Source organism: Hoylesella buccalis ATCC 35310, from assembly GCF_025151385.1.
Lineage (GTDB): Bacteria > Bacteroidota > Bacteroidia > Bacteroidales > Bacteroidaceae > Prevotella > Prevotella buccalis.
This window is the reverse complement of the sequence record NZ_CP102287.1, coordinates 2,514,853-2,531,781: the sequence shown is the minus strand read 5'-3', so window position 1 is coordinate 2,531,781 and position 16,929 is coordinate 2,514,853. Positions and strand designations below refer to the sequence as shown.

Genomic DNA, 16,929 nt, shown 5'->3' with positions numbered 1-16,929 from the left:
AGAAATCTCCCAGCTCAACCCAAATCGTTTGCTTTTAATTATTTTGCATTTTCTTCTATATAAGAAATGGCATCACCTACCGTTGCAATCTTCTCAGCTTTATCGTCTGGAATAGAGATGCCGAATTCTTTCTCGAATTCCATGATCAGCTCTACAGTGTCCAATGAATCGGCACCCAGATCATTGGTGAAACTTGCTTCTGGCTTTACTTCTGCCTCATCAACACCCAACTTATCTACGATAATAGCCTTTACTTTGCTTTCAATTTCTGACATAATTGTAACTTTTTTAAAATGTTTATAAGTGATTCATTATCAAAAATACGGATGCAAAGGAACAAATTTTTATTCACATCTACAAATGTTTTATCGAAAAAAGTACCTCATATTGCACATTATACCATATATTGTGCAATTTTAATGCTTGTTTTTTTGAAAATAGCTGTAATTTATAGAGTTATAATAGATGCTTTCTTCAAAAAAGAAAAAAAACATTAATAAATAGGTAAGTGCGTAATGATTTAAAACACTACGGCATTGTGCCACAGGATGAACTGCATCTTTAGCTGAAAAAATGTAGAATTTTTTAACCAAATAATGCTCCTAAAACAGCACTTCAAAACTTTCATTCTGGAAAAATTCACTAGGCAAGGAGGGAGCAAACAAGCTATCATGAAGCAAGAAAAATTAAATTTTAAGGCAACAGCAATGCGTTTAAGGTTCAATATATACGACTTTGCCGGTCAATTTACAAGGCTTAACACACCAAAAGCATGCATATTGAAGCCTAAAAGCAATGCGTTTACCCTGAAAAAAGCAAAAATGAAGTGGTCTAACTATGGTTGAAAGCTGTATTTTATTATGTGTCAATCATATACAAAAACAACCTATATTTGGCGTATTTGCAAACGGATGAAGAGTTATTTACAAATACGCCCAAAATAAAAGGGTTGCTTGTCAAGAAAATTCACACTCCTTTCAATATTTATTTTGATTTGTCAAAACAGTGGAAAGACAAGAACGTCTAAAACGATAAAAATCAAATTAAACAACGCATACTTTGTTACAATGTACTAAAAAACCTTGATTTTGTTTTGACCATTACCTTTTATTATTTATATTTGCATAAGTAACCAAAAGAAAACGCAACATGTCATTTAGTGAACAATGTAACAAAATCTTTCAACGAGCTATTGATGATTATCACGTCCATGATGATATTGACACACCAATCAATAATCCCTACGACGAAGGAACCATCGAAAACCGGTTGTATCTGAAGTGCTGGATTGACACTGTTCAATGGCATTTTGAAGATATCATCAGAGACCCGCACATTGATCCAATGGAAGCGTTGGCCTTGAAGCGCCGCATTGACCGATCGAATCAAGACCGTACTGATCTTGTTGAACAGATAGACAGCTATTTCAGGCAGAAATACAGTGAGGTGAAAGTGCTGCCCGACGCACGCATCAACACCGAAAGTCCGGCATGGGCAATAGATAGACTGTCCATACTGGCACTGAAGATTTATCACATGCGCGAGCAAGTCGAACGACAAGATGCTTCAAAAGAGCACAAAGATACATGTACGGCCAAGCTAAATGTCCTGCTGGAACAACAAAAAGACTTGGGAACAGCCATTGATCAGCTGCTGGAAGACATCCAAGAGGGACGAAAATACATGAAAGTGTACCGACAAATGAAGATGTACAATGATCCGTCGACCAACCCGGTTCTCTACAAAAAATAAATGAAGACCGAACATCTGCTCATCATACGGTTCTCGGCTATGGGTGACGTAGCCATGACGGTTCCGGTAGTGTACTCGTTGGCAAAACAATATCCCAACATTCGCATCAGCGTGTTGAGCCGACCCTTTGCAGCGAATTTCTTTGACAAATTGGCACCAAACGTGGATTTCATGTCTGCCGACCTGAACAATGAATATAAGAATCTGCGCGGACTGAATAAACTTTACCGCAGACTGACGGCCAAACGATTCACCGCCATAGCTGATTTTCATGACAACCTGCGCTCGAAATATCTACGCACCAGATTTTCGTTAGACAGGTTCAAAGTGGCTCATATTGACAAGCATCGGGCCGACAGACGTAGGCTAACCGCTAAAGGGAATAAGGTATTGACGCCGCTACAAACGTCTTTCCAAAACTATGCGGATGTATTAGCAAAATTAGGTTACCCTATTGAGATAGATTTTACATCCATCTTTCCACGTCAAGACGGTACCATGCCTGACTTACCAAATGGTATCGAAGCGAAAAACAAGGAAGAACGGTGGATTGGCATAGCGCCTTTTGCGGCACACAAGGGTAAAGTTTATCCATTGGAAAAAATGGAAAAAACAATTGAGATGATACAAACCAAGTACGAAAATACACGAATTTTCCTATTTGGGGGCAGAAAAGAAGAAAAGGAGCAGCTATCTTTGTGGGCAAAAAAATATGAAAGATGTGTCAGTGTACCAACGCTATTAAACACGTTGCAGGAAGAACTGCTTTTGATGTACCACTTGGATGTGATGATTAGTATGGACAGTGCCAACATGCATCTGGCATCATTGGTTAACACACCCGTCATCAGCATTTGGGGTGCCACACATCCCTTTGCGGGATTTATGGGGTGGAATCAAAGCGCAGACCTTGCAGTTCAGACCGACTTAACGTGTCGCCCGTGTTCCATTTATGGCAATAAACCGTGCTGGAGGAATGACTATGCTTGCTTAAATGAAATAAAACCAGAACAAATCATCAATAAACTTGATGAAGTTATACATAATAACAGAAACTAAAATTAATTCATTCACTTATTAAAAAACAAGATTATGAAAAAGTATGTATGTGAAACTTGCGGTTATGTTTATGACCCAGCAGAAGGCGATCCTGATGGAGGCATCGCTCCCGGAACAGCATTTGAAGATCTCCCAGATGATTGGGTATGCCCATTATGCGGTGTAGGAAAAGAAGATTTCACTCCTCAAGCTGAATAAAACAGCATTTGATGAACTTAAATAAGGCAACGATTTGTGTCGTTGCCTTATTTATTTGCTTCAAACGAAACATACAAACACTTATACACAATCATTGTGCATAACTCTGTTTATAAATGTTGAATAACTGCCTGTTTATCCACTTAGTAAGTAAACAACATAAAAGTTGGTGCATATCCACACACTTATGACGAAGTTATACATCAATTTCCACAATTATTCGGCCAAGAAATTTATCAACTTATTCATATCATTCGATACTTCACTATATTGTGGAAAAGATAGCTAACAAATTGATTAAGAATAGAAAGATATGCCGTTGAAGTGTGTAAAAACCAACATAAGAGCGTAATAACGAAAAAAGCAAATAAATCGATGTATAGTTATCAACATATCCACCGTACATCATCTCTCTTCATATTTCTTTCTTTTAAAAAATAAATAAAAAGAATATATAAATAGGATGTGGACAACATTAAAAAGTAACTAGACTATTTTGATGTACTTATATATAATCCAAGTTATAAAAGTTGTAATGACAAGTACACAAAAGAATACAGGTAAAAGTTGAAGGTAGTTTGAAGAATAGCCTAAGGAAATGGCATTGAATACTTTGCTTGTCAGTAGTGGTATGCCACCACATAAAAAATAAAATACTATGCAGTGCCTGCCTACATATTGTATAAAATGAAATTGTGGCAATTTTTTTGCTAAATAAATAATGATGTAAATAGATAGAAATGTATCTATTAAAAATATAAAGACATTATCTATATTCAAAACATATATGATCATATTTAATTCATAGTAGTTTTCTATTATCTTGCAAATAACTAACACAACGAGTGCCAATACAAAAGTAAAGGAGTTGGTATAGTGACAAAATAAATGATTAAAACGATGATACAGATAACCTGATGCAATAAACAAAACAGATAAGGCAGCGATATGTGCATGCCAGGGTATTAATAAGTCGGTGTGGTTGAACGATAAGCCTATGCAAAACAAGATACAGCTACTAACTATGATAATACTTGTTTTTTCTTTGCTAACATATAAAATAATAGAAAAAATAAATTCGGCAATAATTAGTGCAGCTATGAACCACGATGCATGACCTAATAAAATTTGTTTGATGATATTGATCATCTCTATATTTTCTCCATGAACCATTGTTTTTGGAATAGAAATGATAGCAGTGAATATAAAATAAGGCTTGATGAGTGAACGAAAGATAGACTTTATTTTCTTTTTAATATGAAAGTTGTTTTCTTTATAAAATAAAAATCCAGATATGAAGAAAAACATAACGAGTGCGTTTACCACATACATACTGTAAGGAATGATGGTGGTGTTAGTATAATATATTTCAGTATGAAAATACAGAATTGCTATCATACAAAATCCTCGTACACTATCAATCCAGCTTATTCTATGCGGAATGGGCATTATCATATTTAGTTATTTTTTTTCTTAACAATTATTTTTATTTATCTATTAGTTGGGTAACAGACCGAGAACGTCATGCAAGAAATTGGCAATGCGCCCATAAGGAAGAAATTGAACAACGCTGAGATACACTACAAGCTATTTTTCAATTGGGCTATTTCCTCGTTCTTTTTACGATGTTGGTTATTCAACAACTCGATGTTACGGTTTAATATAGCAATTTCAACATACTGTTGATTGATGGTTTCACGCATCAATCGCATTTCTTCTGCCATGTTCTGCAGTACTTTAGAGATATCCGTAACTTGCTCTTTCATGGGTATGAAAGTACAGAAAATATCTGAAATACGCAAGAGAATACGGCTCTTTTTTAGATGATTTTCAAGAAAAATCATACTGAGGAATAAGGCTGAACCGGACTATTATTACTACCGCTGAATAGTTACAATTGTGCATAATTCTGTTTATAAATATTGAAAAACTGCCTGTTTATTCACTTAGTAAGTAAACAACATAAAAGTTGGTGCATATCCACACACTTATGATGAAATTATACATCAATTTCCACAATTATTTGGCCAAGAAATTTATCAACTTATTCACATCATTTGATACTTTAATATATTATGGAAAAGATAGCTAACTTTTTTCTTTTAATAAATAAATAAAAAGAATATATAAATAGGATGTGGACAACTAAGCCATGAAAGAGAAACGGTATGTATTAGAAAACTCGTCGCTTGTGAATGAATTCATAGATGCTAACCGCCGCACCCATGAAGATAAAAGGCATGAAAGGAGCCTTAAATCGAGTTTCTCCGTGTACTGCCAAGACCAAAGCTAATGAACCTCCTATGACGATACAACATAAAAGAAATAAGGTGTCGTACTTTTTTTCTGATTGTAAAACGTGGAGGGAAAAGGCAAAGGTCATTAGGAGGAATGCGTAATAAATCATGTTGAGCAGTCCAGCCCACTGTATGGAGGATAGATTTTGAAGGTTGTATAGTAGCGTTCGATAGGGAAGTGTGACGTAATTGTTTTGGACTTTTGATTTATCATGCATAAAAGCAGGTATGTTATCCATGTCGTTCATGTACATGTAAACCAATCTTCCAGGTATTTTACTCAAATAGTTTGCTTTGTTATCCTTGAGCCATTCCAAACATCTTTGTTTCCATATTTGGTTGCATTCTATCGCCGTTTTATCCTTCATGTGGTCAATATACCTGATGGTTCCTTTGGGATAAGCCTCGGCATTGTAATGAGGTTCTACGCTGGTTTCATATGTTGCTGCCGCCATGTTGAACCACAAAGTTTCACTTTGGTACAAGAAATAGCCCGTACGCAGCCAGCAAGTGGTGCCAACTACGAGGATGAACAAGGCATATCCAGCCAGCAGGGAACTGAAAGAACGTAACCATTGTTTGTTTTTAAAGAATAGAAAATAGAGAAGAAACGTACCCATAAATACCAAACTGATGGGACGAAACCAATTGGCTACAGCCATTAACATGCCTGCTATGAAGAGATTTCGCACACGGGAGGTGTGTAGAATGATGAAAACCGCCCCTAACAAGAGTGTGATGGATGGTATTTCGGAGAGTATTGTCGTGCTTTGTCCCCAATTATTGGGATAGCACACATATAATAGTAGGGCAATGAGTCCTATCTGGTCGTTGCATGTTTTTTGTGCTATGCGTGCTATTAAGTAGGCTGAAGCGGCTTTGAGGAAGCACATCAACACTAAGATGGGATATACAGAATGGAATAGATACAGCGAGAGAGCCACTAAATTAATCTGTCCAATGTTCCAAATAAAGGGTTGTCCATTGATGGTAGACGCACAAGGATAGGGTTCTTCGTAGTCGATGCACATCCTGGCGTATTCAATATAGCCATCTCCATCGTTTGTGGGTGTATAGCCAAATAGGAAGAGCACCAACAATAGGAAAGCCAGAAAGAGCAGACTTATCTGACGATAGCGATTTTGCATACAGTTCCTTTGTTTCCTGTTTGGTCGGCAGTTTGTACCATATAGATGCCCGATGCCACCGGGTTTCCGTTCATATCATTGCCATCCCACACGAAAGTTCCGCCATTACTTTTGCCTTTAGTCACTAAGGTGCCATTGACAGTTACTATTTTGATGTCGGCTTGATAACTGAGTCCAACAACCGTTATAGGGCCATTGTAAGAGGGTTCTACCGGATTTGGGTATGCATAAGTAACGTCTTTGTTCATCGATTCCACAGCCTCGGTAGCGTCACTTTGGAAAGAACAAAGTCCTTTGTCTGTCCCAAAAAACACTTCTCCTGTTTGATTATTGATGGCAATGCTTTCTATATGGTTAGAAGGTAATACGCTGTTTGCTATGGTAAAATGATGAATTTGCTGGTTGTTATCAGCACTGATGAGATATACTCCATTACTTCCTGTACCAAACCATTTGCGGTTACTCTTGTCAACTGCAATGCAGGTGATGTCTACTCCTGCCAATAAATAGTCGGCTAAGTTAGTTCCGTCGTTGCGAGGAATCTTTATTTGTGTGAAAGTAACATCGGGAAGTTGATTGATCTTTGAGGCTTCAAGCAGCAATACTCCTGTATTTGTACCAATCCAAAGATTGTTCTCCATATCTTCAGCGATATATTTTACAGCTGTTGTTTTTAGACTGTTTCCATCTTGGTTGATGAAATTGGTTATCGTGTGCAGCGTTTCAGTCTTCCTATCATAACAAAACAGTGCCGGAAACTTGTAGTTCCCGTTGCCGAACCATAATAAACCTCGACTGTCAAACATGGGATGATAGAGTAAACTGGGGCTCACTCCATTTCTCATCAGCGATGGTTGATGGTGTGATTTCATGGTTCCATCTGGCAGTAATTCGATGATGCTTTGTCCCTTGGTTTGGTTGTTTAATATCCAAAGATGGCGCTCTTCATCGAACAGCAGACCGTTGATGAGAACATATTCATTATCCAGTTCTTTTCCTTTATCAACTGCTGGCATCAGAATACTGTTGTCTTTATTGTAGTATTTGGTGAGTTTTCCGTTTTGAAATTCGTAAAGTCCGGTTCTACCTCCTGCAAATACATGGTTTGCATCTTTAGGGTCGATAGCCAAACAGTTGATTTCTGAATATGAATAACCTGTTGTTTTTTGGATATCATCTTGATAGATGTGCCATTGACCATCCTCAAGTACTTGGATAATGCCTGGATGTGAGAGGCTAACACCTTCCGATTCAAAGCCTCCTCCCGCAGTGTAAAGGCGGTTATTGATAAACTTTAGGAAATAAAAATGGTTGTATTTTGGACCTTCCGGACGCATGCTTTCCATTTTATTCCATAGTTCTTTGTCTACTTCTTTGTTGTTTTCAGTATAGTTTCCTATTCTTTTCCAATTCTTTTTGTCAAGTAAATTAGAAGACAAATCAGCAGCATATTTTCCATGGGTCATTGATGCTGCAATGATTTTGTTTTGCTGTATAAGTGTCCAATCTACGCGAAAGCCCAGAAAATAAGTATCACTAATCTCGGCATCACTCACATTTAGCTTGACAATACCAAATCCTGTGGACAAATAAGCATAGCTTCCATTGACATAAATGCTGTGAATGGTTTTGTCTTCTGTCAGCGATTTTTTATAATAGTCAGCGATATTGGTTACATTTCCCTTACTATCTAGTAAGTCAATGTTGTTGTTTTTGTAGACAATGATCAATCTTTTTGCCGCAGAACTATAAGCGATGTGGCTGATTTCAACATCATTCAAGCCTGTTTTCTTATCAAAAGTTTGTATGCTGTTGTCATCCTTATCATAGCAAAACAATCCACCCGATGCCAACACATATACGATGTTACCTGCCGGTTGCACGTCCGTTATGTCGTGATAGGAAGGATATACTTTCCAAGAACCTATTTGGGACAAGCCTTGCAAGCAACCCATGATGAGTAAAAGGATAGATACTATCGTTGTTTTCATTGCGCCATTCAGTTAGACAGATTGTGCTATATCTTCGTTAAGATAGGCTGCTAATTTTTCAACTGCCAGTGCACGATGTGAAATGTGGTTCTTTATATCCTCGCCAAGTTCGGCAAAACTCTGGTTATATCCGTTGGGAATGAACAGCGGATCATAACCAAAACCAGCATCACCACGCTTTTCTTCTGCGATTAAGCCATCCACACGTCCTTCAAAATAATGTATTTCAGGTGCTGCACAAGCATTATCTACATTTTTTTCTTGTTGATTTTTGGGATGTTGCAGCAAGGCAATGACAGTGCGAAAATGAGCCTTTCTGTTTTCTTTATCCTGTAATTCGTGCAAAAGTTTCTGCATGTTTGCCTCGCTATCATGGTCGGTTCCTTCGGCATAACGTGCACTGTGAACACCGGGTGCACCATGAAGAGCCTCCACTTCGAGCCCCGTATCATCGGCAAAACAGTCCAACCCATAGTGTTCTGCCACATACATGGCCTTTTGTAAGGCATTCTCTTGCAAGGTATCTCCTGTCTCTGGAATATCCTCATGACAACCAATATCTTGCAAAGACACTATTTCAAACCGTTCTCCCAGTATGTCACGAATTTCCTGAAGCTTGTTCTTGTTGTTTGTTGCGAAGACTATTTTCATGTTTTTTCTTTACTTTTACCTTGATTTGATCAAATCCCTCGCCGTACACACCGATGACAGAACTCTGACTAACAAAGGCATTTGGGTCGGTCATCTTGATGAGTCGGAAGATTAATTGACTTTCACTTTTACGGGCTAACAAACAAATTACCTTGATTTCTTGTCCGGTATACCAGCCGTGACCATCAAGAATAGTCAGTCCATGGTCGGTTTCTTTGGACAGAATTTCAGCGATTTCTTCATGTTTTCTCGAATAAATCATAAACTGAACCGATTGCCGTTGACGAGCAAACACAAAGTCGAGCATGAAACATTCGATGATGATGGTACAGTAACCAAATACCACTTTGTGGGCTCGTTCAGCCATTTCGCCAAACTGTGGGAAGAAGAAACAACTGCTGACTATAAAGATATCTACCAATATTAGTACCTGTCCTAAGGACATATCCTTGTATTTGTTGACACAAGCAGCAATGATATCCGACCCGCCTGTACTGCCATTGTTGAGAAACACCACTGCCAATGATGAACCAGTGATACAGCATCCAATGACCATTGACATGAAGTCTTGTCCCTCGCCCAATACCTTGATAAAGTTTCCGTTAGCATCCAAAGGCATTAGACTTTGTGCAAACATTAACATAAAGTATAGGGCAAAGATGGCATAGATGGTTTTCATCATGAATCGGAAGCCCAAAATCTTCAGGGCTACGATTAACAATGAAATGTTGATAATCATGTATGTGTTCTCCAGCTTAAAGCCAGTGGCATAATAAATGATGGCCGACATACCGGTTACCCCACCGGTTACAATTTCGTAGGGCATCAGGAAGATGGTGAAGGCAGTGCTGTAAAGCAACAGGCCTAACGTGATGAACACATAATCTTTTACTTCAGATAAGATAAATTCCTTGTTTTTAATCATTTTAGTACGATATTAATGATTTTTTTTGGAACGATGATAGTTTTTATAATTGTTTTGTCTGCGATGTATTTTTGGGTGCGCTCGTCGGCAAGCACCTTTTCTTCGATGGCTTCACGACTGTCGTCTATGCCGAACACCATCTGGAAACGAGCCTTTCCGTTGAACGATACCGTCATCTGTACATCGCTTTCTTTGAGATATTCCTCATTGCATACAGGCCATTGGGCATCGCAAACAGAACCCTCTCCACCCAACACATGCCACAGCTCTTCACTGATGTGTGGCGCAAAGGGTGACAATAGTTTGATGACATCCTTGAGCAGTTCCTTGTTGGTGCACTTGCTTTGTGCCAGTTCGTTGATGCAAATCATGAAGGCAGAGATGGCCGTATTATACGAAAACTGTTCGATGTCGCCCGTTACTTTCTTGATGAGTTTGTGCACAGACTTAAGTTGTTCAGGGGTTGGAGCGTCGTCGTTGGGCAAGAATTGGTCAGTTCTGTATTCATACACCAGTCCCCACAGCTTTTTCAGGAATCGGTGACAACCGTCAATACCGTTGGTATCCCATGGCTTGCTGGCCTCTACCGGGCCAAGGAACATTTCGTACAAGCGCAGCGTGTCGGCACCATACTGTTCTACTATCATATCAGGATTGACAACGTTGTACATTGATTTCGACATCTTCTCGATGGCCCAGCCGCACACATATTTATCTCCTTCCAAGATAAATTCAGCCTGTTTGTATTCTGGTCGCCACGCTTTGAAGGCCTCTATGTCCAACACGTCGCCGTGAACCATATTCACATCCACATGAATGGGAGTGGTTTCGTATTGTTCTTTCAATCCCACTGATACGAAAACAGGCGCTGCTGAATGGTCATCGTTGTTGATACGATAAACAAAGTTGCTGCGTCCTTGTATCATTCCTTGGTTCACCAACTTCTCAAAAGGTTCTTCTTTGAAGGAATAACCATAATCGTGTAAGAACTTATTCCAAAATCTTGAATAAATCAAGTGGCCCGTTGCGTGTTCTGTTCCACCCACATAAAGATCTACATTCTGCCAATAAGCAGCTACCTTTTTATCCACCAATGCTTCATCGTTGTGTGGATCCATGTAACGAAGATAATAAGCCGAGCTGCCAGCGAAGCCTGGCATGGTGTTTAGTTCCAACGGGAATATGGTAGAATTGTTGACAAGCGATTTGTCTACCACCTTGTTTTGTTCCACATCCCAGGCCCATTTTTTGGCTCTACCCAATGGCGGTTCGCCTGTCTCGGTAGGCTCATACTTATCAATCTCAGGCAATTCGAGCGGCAAGCATTCTTCGGGAATCATGTGAGGCATGCCGTCTTGATAATATACTGGGAAGGGTTCGCCCCAATAGCGCTGACGAGAGAAGATGGCATCGCGCAGGCGATAGTTCACCCGAACGCGTCCGATACCCTGTTCAACCACATATTTTCGGGTGGCGGCGATGGCCTCTTTCACCGTCAATCCATTGAGGCTCAACGCTGTTTGTTTTCCTTCCACCGGACTGTTAGTCATGATTCCCTCTTTCGCATCGTAGCTCTCTTCACTCACGTCAGCTCCTTCAATCAGCGGAATGATGGGCAGATTGAAATGCTTGGCAAAGGCATAGTCGCGACTGTCGTGTGCCGGAACGGCCATGATGGCCCCTGTTCCGTAGCCTGCCAGTACATAGTCGCTCACCCAGATAGGGATATTTTCGCCCGTCAATGGGTTCACGGCGTAGCTTCCGGTGAACACTCCGGTTACTTTTCTATCGGCGATGCGTTCCCGTTCAGTACGTTTTTTCGTCGCATCTACATATTCTTCAACGGCTGTTGCCTGCTCGGGAGTGGTCACTTGGCTGACGTATTCGCTCTCTGGAGCCAGCACCATGAACGTAACACCGAACATGGTATCGGCGCGGGTGGTGAACACCGTCAAAGACAGCTCATCGTGGTTGGCCACTTTAAACTGCACTTCGGTTCCTTGCGAGCGTCCAATCCAGTTGCGTTGTGTTTCTTTCAGCGACTCCGTCCAGTTTACTTTTTCCAGTCCGTCGAGCAAGCGTTGCGCATACGCAGACACGCGCAAGCACCACTGTTTCATTTTCTTTTGCACCACGGGGTAGCCACCTCGCTCGCTCACGCCATCTACCACCTCATCGTTGGCCAGCACAGTGCCCAGTCCGGCACACCAATTTACCATCGTTTCGCCCAGGTAAGCAATGCGGTAGTTCATGAGCGTTTGCTGCTGTTGAAGCTCAGTCATGGCTTTCCATTCATCGGCTGTGAACTGCAGTTCTTCGCTCTGAGCGGCGTTCAAACCGTCAGTACCTTTGGTTTCAAAATGCTGTACGAGCGTTGTGATAGGCTGTGCTTTCTGCAAATCGTTGTCATAATACGATTGAAACATTTTGATGAACGCCCATTGTGTCCACTTGTAATATGCCGGGTCGCAGGTTCTGATCTCACGATCCCAATCGAACGAAAATCCAATTTTGTCCAACTGCTCGCGATAGTGCTTGATGTTTGCCTCGGTAGTGATGGAGGGATGTTGCCCCGTTTGTATGGCATACTGCTCGGCTGGCAGTCCATAGGCATCGTATCCCATGGGGTTGAGAACGTTGAATCCATTCTGTCGCTTGTATCGCGCATAGATATCGCTGGCAATATAGCCCAAAGGATGGCCTACATGAAGGCCCGCTCCAGATGGGTAGGGGAACATGTTAAGCACATAAAATTTCTTCTTTTGGGCATCTTCCACAACGTGATAGGTTTTGTTTTTCACCCATTGTTGTTGCCACTTTTTCTCAATTTCTCTGAAATTGTATTCCATAAGATATCCTAAATTAACGTTCTGTTGTGTTTCGATGTGTATATAATAGGTGACAAAAGTACGAAAAAAATAAGATATGGATTGTATAAATACTGAATTTTATTAATAATAACCTGTCTGACCGTTGGTGACACGACAAACACCAATGTTTTGGAAAGAGGATGAAACTGCACTGATTTATCGTGTTTACGCAGCGAATGCCATCCTGATAAATGTCCTGATTATTTACCAAATAATGGCCTTAAAATGGCACTTCTTATTTGGTAATCTAGAAAAAATCAATAGGCAAGGAGGAAGCAAGAATGAGATTTTTGGGTGAGAAAAATAAGATTTCGGTGCAATAACCATGAGTTATAGTTGCCATATCCATGACTTTGCGCCGCAATAACTATGACATCATGCCGCAACTAATCAACGAAAATGAAGAAATATCGAAGTTGGTGTAAACAGACTGATAATGAGCAGGAAACGGAATAATTTGCATAGAAGTGCTCTTTTCAAAAAGAGTTATAATATGCAGATTTAAGCAGAAGTTCAGTTACCAGAGCGTTACCCGATTTAGTCATAGGTAACGATGGAGTAATGTTCGGTAACTGAATTATTTTCGCTCGTGTGGCTGTTGCTTCAGTCGGCAGTCTTCTGCATAAGTGAGGAACGCTTTGATTTTGGTAATTTTGCCACAAAACATCAAAGCGTATGAATACAGAGAAAATGAAGGTGTTGCTCTACCTTAAAAAGAGCGGTCTTGACAAGTCTGGAAAAGCTCCGATTATGGGACGCATTACCATCGGACATTCTATCGCCCAGTTCAGTTGCAAGCTCTCCTGCAATCCTGACTTGTGGAATCCCCGTGAGAGCAGAATGGACGGAAAAAGTCGTGAGGCGGTGGAGGTGAATGGCAGGTTGGAGAACTTGCTGCTGTCCATTCAGTCAGCCTATCAGTCTTTGCTTGCAAGAGGTTGCCCATTTGACGCAACCGATGTGAAGGAACAGTTTCAAGGCAGTGTGCAGACACGGTGCATGCTCATCGAAAGGCTTGATATGCTCATAAAGGAGAAAGAAAGTCATGTCGGTGTAGACATCAGAAAAGAGTCAATGGCAAGCTATCACTCCACGAGAATCCACTTGCAGGAGTTCATCCAAAAGAAGTATAAGGTTTCTGACTTAGCCCTCTCACAACTGACAGAGAACTTCATCCATGAGTTTCAGCAGTACTTCTTGGGAGAGTGTGGATTTCAGGAAAGCTCATTCTACAATGTCGCCACCCATTTGAAAACGGTATGCAGGCTGGCTTACCGTGAGGGGGTGGCAGACATCCTGCTTTTCGACAAAGTCAAAATCAGCAAGGGTAACAAGAAACTCCCCAAAGCACTTGACAGAGGGGCATTTGAGAAGTTAAAGACTCTCCACTTTGAGGACTTGGAGGAGGAAATGGAAACGGCGAGGGATATTTTCCTCTTTGCCTGTTATACGGGTGCTGCATATTGTGATTTGATGGAACTGGACAAGTCCCATCTTGTGCGTGATGACGAGGGTAGCCTTTGGCTGAAGTTCAACCGCCAAAAAACAGGTGTGCCTTGTCGTGTCAAACTGCTGCCCGAAGCCATACGGCTGATGGAGAAGCTCCACAGCGATGAAAGGGAAACATTGCTCCCTTTCATGGGATATGCTACTTACCAATCTTATTTGAAAGCCTTGCGGCTTCGTGCAGGCATCTCGTTTCCTTTTACCACACATACGGCAAGGCACACATTTGCCACGCTCATCACGCTTGAACAGGGTGTACCCATTGAGACCGTTAGTAAGATGCTGGGGCATTCCAACGTGAGCATGACCGAGTGTTATGCAAAGGTAACCCCACAGAAACTCTTTGAGGAATTTGATCGTTTCCTTTCTTTCACTGAAGATATGCAGTTAATAATCTAATTCCTATTTTTTCTATCTTATCATTATTCATTATTCAAAACCACCAAGACAATGAGAAGTACATTCAAGATACTGTTCTATATCAACAGACAGAAGACAAAGGCAGACGGCAATACCGCCATTCTCTGCCGTATCACCATAGACGGAAAGAACACAGCCATTACCACAGGCGAAGAGTGCCATCCTGCCGAGTGGAACACCAAGCAGGGGTTGACAACCAACAAGAAAACAAACCAAAGAATCATTGAGTTCAGAGATTTGGTGGAAAAGACCTATCGGGACATTCTTGTAATGGATGGAGTGGTAAGTGTGGAACTTATCAAGAACCGCTTACAAGGCATTGCCACTAATCCGACAACGCTCCTTGCCATGAGTAAGGCAGAATTGCAATCCGTCAAGGAGAGCGTAGGCAAGTCAAGGGCAGAGGGAACTTATCTGAATCTGTTCTATTCTGACAGAAATCTCCGTGAATTTGTCGAAAACAAAGGAGTGCAGGATATACCCATCGGAGCCATTACAGAGGACTTGTTCGAGGAATACCGCTTCTTTCTCAAAAAGCGTGGACTGAAAGCATCTACCGTCAACAGCAACCTCTGCTGGCTGAGCCGACTAATGTTCCGTGCGGTCAGCAAGAGAATTATCCGCTGTAATCCGTTTGAGAATGCCAAGTATGAGAAAGAGGAAAAGAAGATACGCTTTTTGCAAAAGAGCGATGTAATGAAACTGATGTTAATGAAGATGAACGACAGAGAAGCGGAGCTGGCAAGACTGATGTTTGTCTTTTCCTGCTTCACAGGCTTGGCTATTTCAGATATGGAGAATTTGGAATACAAGCATATCCAAACGACAGCGGATGGACAGATGTATATAAGAAAGGAACGTCAGAAGACCAAGGTTGAGTTCATCGTGCCGTTACATCCCATAGCGGAAGCCATCATCAGTCATTGTCAGAAAGAGCAGGAAAGAAGCGAGGAACAGCAGACGGTGAAAGAAAAAGATGACCACCTTGTCTTTCACCGTAATTGCAGCCGTAGTGTCATGGATACCAAACTGAGCATCGTGGGAAAGGCTTGCGGTATCCGCCAAAGACTTTCCTTCCACATGGCAAGACATACATTCGGCACGATGAGCCTAAGCGCAGGAATACCTATTGAGAGCATAGCCAAGATGATGGGGCATGCCTCCATATCAAGCACTCAAGTTTATGCGCAGGTGACGGACAAAAAGATATCAGAGGATATGGACAGGCTCATTGCCAAGCAATCGGCAAAAGAAAAAGAAACTTCGGAGAGAGAGGTTTATGAACCAAACTCTGCTAACTCGTTGTAATTAACTGTTCTATCAATTTTGACAAATCGGTAGTGTAGCATTTTTGTAGCAGTATTTTGACCGCTTGATGACTACCATTCTGACTACCTGTTGAAAGCACAACTGCTCTCTTTTCTTGGGTACAAAAGTATATAAAATTGTACTAACCTCCAAATCTTTGTACCATAAAGATTTAGATATTTTACTGCTACACTTTCCAGTGCAAGGTGCAAGCCCCTATATATAAGGGGACTTGCACCTTGCACTGGAGGGATTTTCTCAAAATTATTTGATTTTGTTCTGGAATGATTGTTATTACAATGTATTTTCGTTTATGAATTCTAGAAAACAAACCAATTAAATCATCCCATGTTGACATCGCTCATCATATTCATCTGCACCTAATGCAAGCCACCTTGCATGGGATGCAAACATTTGAATGTGGCGGGTTGCTCAAATTTAGGTGTCTTTGTAACTTTATACATATGAAACAGTTGCACAAAACCCTAAAGGAAAAGCGAGAGCATGAAGGATACTCACAGGAGTATATCGCTGAAAAACTGAAAGTTAGCTCAAGTACCATCTCAAGATGGGAAACAGGAGCCGTATCCATGAGTATAGTACAAATTTGCAGCTATGCCAAAGTTTTGGAAATGGATGAGAGTGATCTGCTTGCATCTATTGCAAGGAGAAGAAGAGAAATACCACCCCCATTTATCCGACTGGGCATAGACGTGTTTGATGAAGAGACTTATGGAAAGATAATGGATCTCGCCAAGGAATTGGGACCGCAGCACATTATCTTACAAACCAAACTGTGATGAC

15 protein-coding genes are annotated in these 16,929 nt (G+C 40.8%); 7 read left to right on the top strand and 8 right to left on the bottom strand.

The features are described from left to right. Window positions 1–38: 38 nt before the first annotated feature. Window positions 39–275, bottom strand: coding sequence for an acyl carrier protein (locus tag NQ518_RS10445; RefSeq protein ID WP_004347843.1), 237 nt, complete (start codon window positions 273–275; stop codon window positions 39–41). A gap of 396 nt (window positions 276–671) precedes the next feature. On the opposite strand from NQ518_RS10445, the gene NQ518_RS10440 reads away from it, so the two are divergent. From NQ518_RS10440 to rd, 4 genes are all read left to right on the top strand, one after another. Then, window positions 672–845 carry a hypothetical protein gene (locus NQ518_RS10440; protein ID WP_227961982.1) on the top strand — a complete coding sequence of 58 codons (174 nt, stop codon included), beginning with the start codon at window positions 672–674 and terminating at the stop codon, window positions 843–845. A gap of 304 nt (window positions 846–1,149) precedes the next feature. Then, window positions 1,150–1,752 carry a DUF4254 domain-containing protein gene (locus NQ518_RS10435; protein WP_227206477.1) on the top strand — a complete coding sequence of 201 codons (603 nt, stop codon included), beginning with the start codon at window positions 1,150–1,152 and terminating at the stop codon, window positions 1,750–1,752. Continuing rightward, window positions 1,753–2,811 carry a glycosyltransferase family 9 protein gene (locus tag NQ518_RS10430; protein WP_227961983.1) on the top strand — a complete coding sequence of 353 codons (1,059 nt, stop codon included), beginning with the start codon at window positions 1,753–1,755 and terminating at the stop codon, window positions 2,809–2,811. A 33-nt stretch (window positions 2,812–2,844) separates the two neighbouring features. Beyond that, the gene (rd, locus tag NQ518_RS10425; protein WP_004347849.1) at window positions 2,845–3,009 is read left to right on the top strand and encodes a rubredoxin; all 165 of its coding nucleotides are present in this window, start codon (window positions 2,845–2,847) and stop codon (window positions 3,007–3,009) included. 486 nt (window positions 3,010–3,495) lie between these two features. On the opposite strand, the gene NQ518_RS10420 is transcribed toward rd, so the two are convergent. The 7 genes from NQ518_RS10420 to leuS form a co-directional block, all read right to left on the bottom strand. Beyond that, window positions 3,496–4,464: an acyltransferase family protein gene (locus tag NQ518_RS10420; RefSeq protein ID WP_227206479.1), complete on the bottom strand. Its 969-nt coding sequence runs from the start codon at window positions 4,462–4,464 to the stop codon at window positions 3,496–3,498. A 125-nt stretch (window positions 4,465–4,589) separates the two neighbouring features. Next, window positions 4,590–4,775 (bottom strand): hypothetical protein, encoded by a 186-nt coding sequence (locus NQ518_RS10415; RefSeq protein ID WP_227961985.1) that lies wholly within the window; start codon window positions 4,773–4,775, stop codon window positions 4,590–4,592. Between the two features lie 407 nt (window positions 4,776–5,182). Next, complete coding sequence (locus tag NQ518_RS10410; RefSeq protein WP_227961987.1) at window positions 5,183–6,454, bottom strand: glycosyltransferase family 39 protein; 1,272 nt, start codon at window positions 6,452–6,454, stop codon at window positions 5,183–5,185. Then, window positions 6,430–8,445, bottom strand: a complete 2,016-nt coding sequence (gene porZ / locus NQ518_RS10405; protein ID WP_227961989.1) for a type IX secretion system anionic LPS delivery protein PorZ — start codon at window positions 8,443–8,445, stop codon at window positions 6,430–6,432. Before porZ ends, NQ518_RS10410 begins: the two co-directional genes overlap by 25 nt. A 12-nt stretch (window positions 8,446–8,457) precedes the next feature. After that, window positions 8,458–9,096, bottom strand: coding sequence for a non-canonical purine NTP diphosphatase (locus NQ518_RS10400; RefSeq protein ID WP_227961991.1), 639 nt, complete (start codon window positions 9,094–9,096; stop codon window positions 8,458–8,460). After that, window positions 9,044–10,021, bottom strand: coding sequence for a YitT family protein (locus NQ518_RS10395; protein ID WP_227206489.1), 978 nt, complete (start codon window positions 10,019–10,021; stop codon window positions 9,044–9,046). The genes NQ518_RS10400 and NQ518_RS10395 overlap by 53 nt, the downstream gene beginning before the upstream one ends. Next, window positions 10,018–12,870 (bottom strand): leucine--tRNA ligase, encoded by a 2,853-nt coding sequence (gene leuS / locus NQ518_RS10390; RefSeq protein ID WP_227961992.1) that lies wholly within the window; start codon window positions 12,868–12,870, stop codon window positions 10,018–10,020. Before leuS ends, NQ518_RS10395 begins: the two co-directional genes overlap by 4 nt. A gap of 696 nt (window positions 12,871–13,566) precedes the next feature. Between leuS and NQ518_RS10385 the strand changes: the two genes are divergently transcribed. The 3 genes from NQ518_RS10385 to NQ518_RS10375 all read left to right on the top strand — a co-directional run bounded on the left by NQ518_RS10385 (window position 13,567) and on the right by NQ518_RS10375 (window position 16,925). Next, window positions 13,567–14,796, top strand: a complete 1,230-nt coding sequence (locus NQ518_RS10385) for a site-specific integrase (RefSeq protein WP_227961994.1) — start codon at window positions 13,567–13,569, stop codon at window positions 14,794–14,796. A gap of 51 nt (window positions 14,797–14,847) precedes the next feature. After that, a complete protein-coding gene (locus NQ518_RS10380; protein WP_227961996.1) occupies window positions 14,848–16,125 on the top strand; it encodes a site-specific integrase in 1,278 nt (425 codons plus the stop codon). 464 nt (window positions 16,126–16,589) lie between these two features. Next, on the top strand, window positions 16,590–16,925 hold the full coding sequence (locus tag NQ518_RS10375; RefSeq protein ID WP_025064766.1) for a helix-turn-helix domain-containing protein: 336 nt from the start codon (window positions 16,590–16,592) through the stop codon (window positions 16,923–16,925). Window positions 16,926–16,929: the final 4 nt, after the last annotated feature.

Coding starts and splice junctions, on each gene's coding strand:
- NQ518_RS10445 (WP_004347843.1), bottom strand. CDS start 275: ATGTCAGAAATTGAAAGCAAAGTAAAGGCTATTATCGTAGATAAGTTG.
- NQ518_RS10440 (WP_227961982.1), top strand. CDS start 672: ATGAAGCAAGAAAAATTAAATTTTAAGGCAACAGCAATGCGTTTAAGG.
- NQ518_RS10435 (WP_227206477.1), top strand. CDS start 1,150: ATGTCATTTAGTGAACAATGTAACAAAATCTTTCAACGAGCTATTGAT.
- NQ518_RS10430 (WP_227961983.1), top strand. CDS start 1,753: ATGAAGACCGAACATCTGCTCATCATACGGTTCTCGGCTATGGGTGAC.
- rd (WP_004347849.1), top strand. CDS start 2,845: ATGAAAAAGTATGTATGTGAAACTTGCGGTTATGTTTATGACCCAGCA.
- NQ518_RS10420 (WP_227206479.1), bottom strand. CDS start 4,464: ATGATAATGCCCATTCCGCATAGAATAAGCTGGATTGATAGTGTACGA.
- NQ518_RS10415 (WP_227961985.1), bottom strand. CDS start 4,775: ATGAAAGAGCAAGTTACGGATATCTCTAAAGTACTGCAGAACATGGCA.
- NQ518_RS10410 (WP_227961987.1), bottom strand. CDS start 6,454: ATGCAAAATCGCTATCGTCAGATAAGTCTGCTCTTTCTGGCTTTCCTA.
- porZ (WP_227961989.1), bottom strand. CDS start 8,445: ATGAAAACAACGATAGTATCTATCCTTTTACTCATCATGGGTTGCTTG.
- NQ518_RS10400 (WP_227961991.1), bottom strand. CDS start 9,096: ATGAAAATAGTCTTCGCAACAAACAACAAGAACAAGCTTCAGGAAATT.
- NQ518_RS10395 (WP_227206489.1), bottom strand. CDS start 10,021: ATGATTAAAAACAAGGAATTTATCTTATCTGAAGTAAAAGATTATGTG.
- leuS (WP_227961992.1), bottom strand. CDS start 12,870: ATGGAATACAATTTCAGAGAAATTGAGAAAAAGTGGCAACAACAATGG.
- NQ518_RS10385 (WP_227961994.1), top strand. CDS start 13,567: ATGAATACAGAGAAAATGAAGGTGTTGCTCTACCTTAAAAAGAGCGGT.
- NQ518_RS10380 (WP_227961996.1), top strand. CDS start 14,848: ATGAGAAGTACATTCAAGATACTGTTCTATATCAACAGACAGAAGACA.
- NQ518_RS10375 (WP_025064766.1), top strand. CDS start 16,590: ATGAAACAGTTGCACAAAACCCTAAAGGAAAAGCGAGAGCATGAAGGA.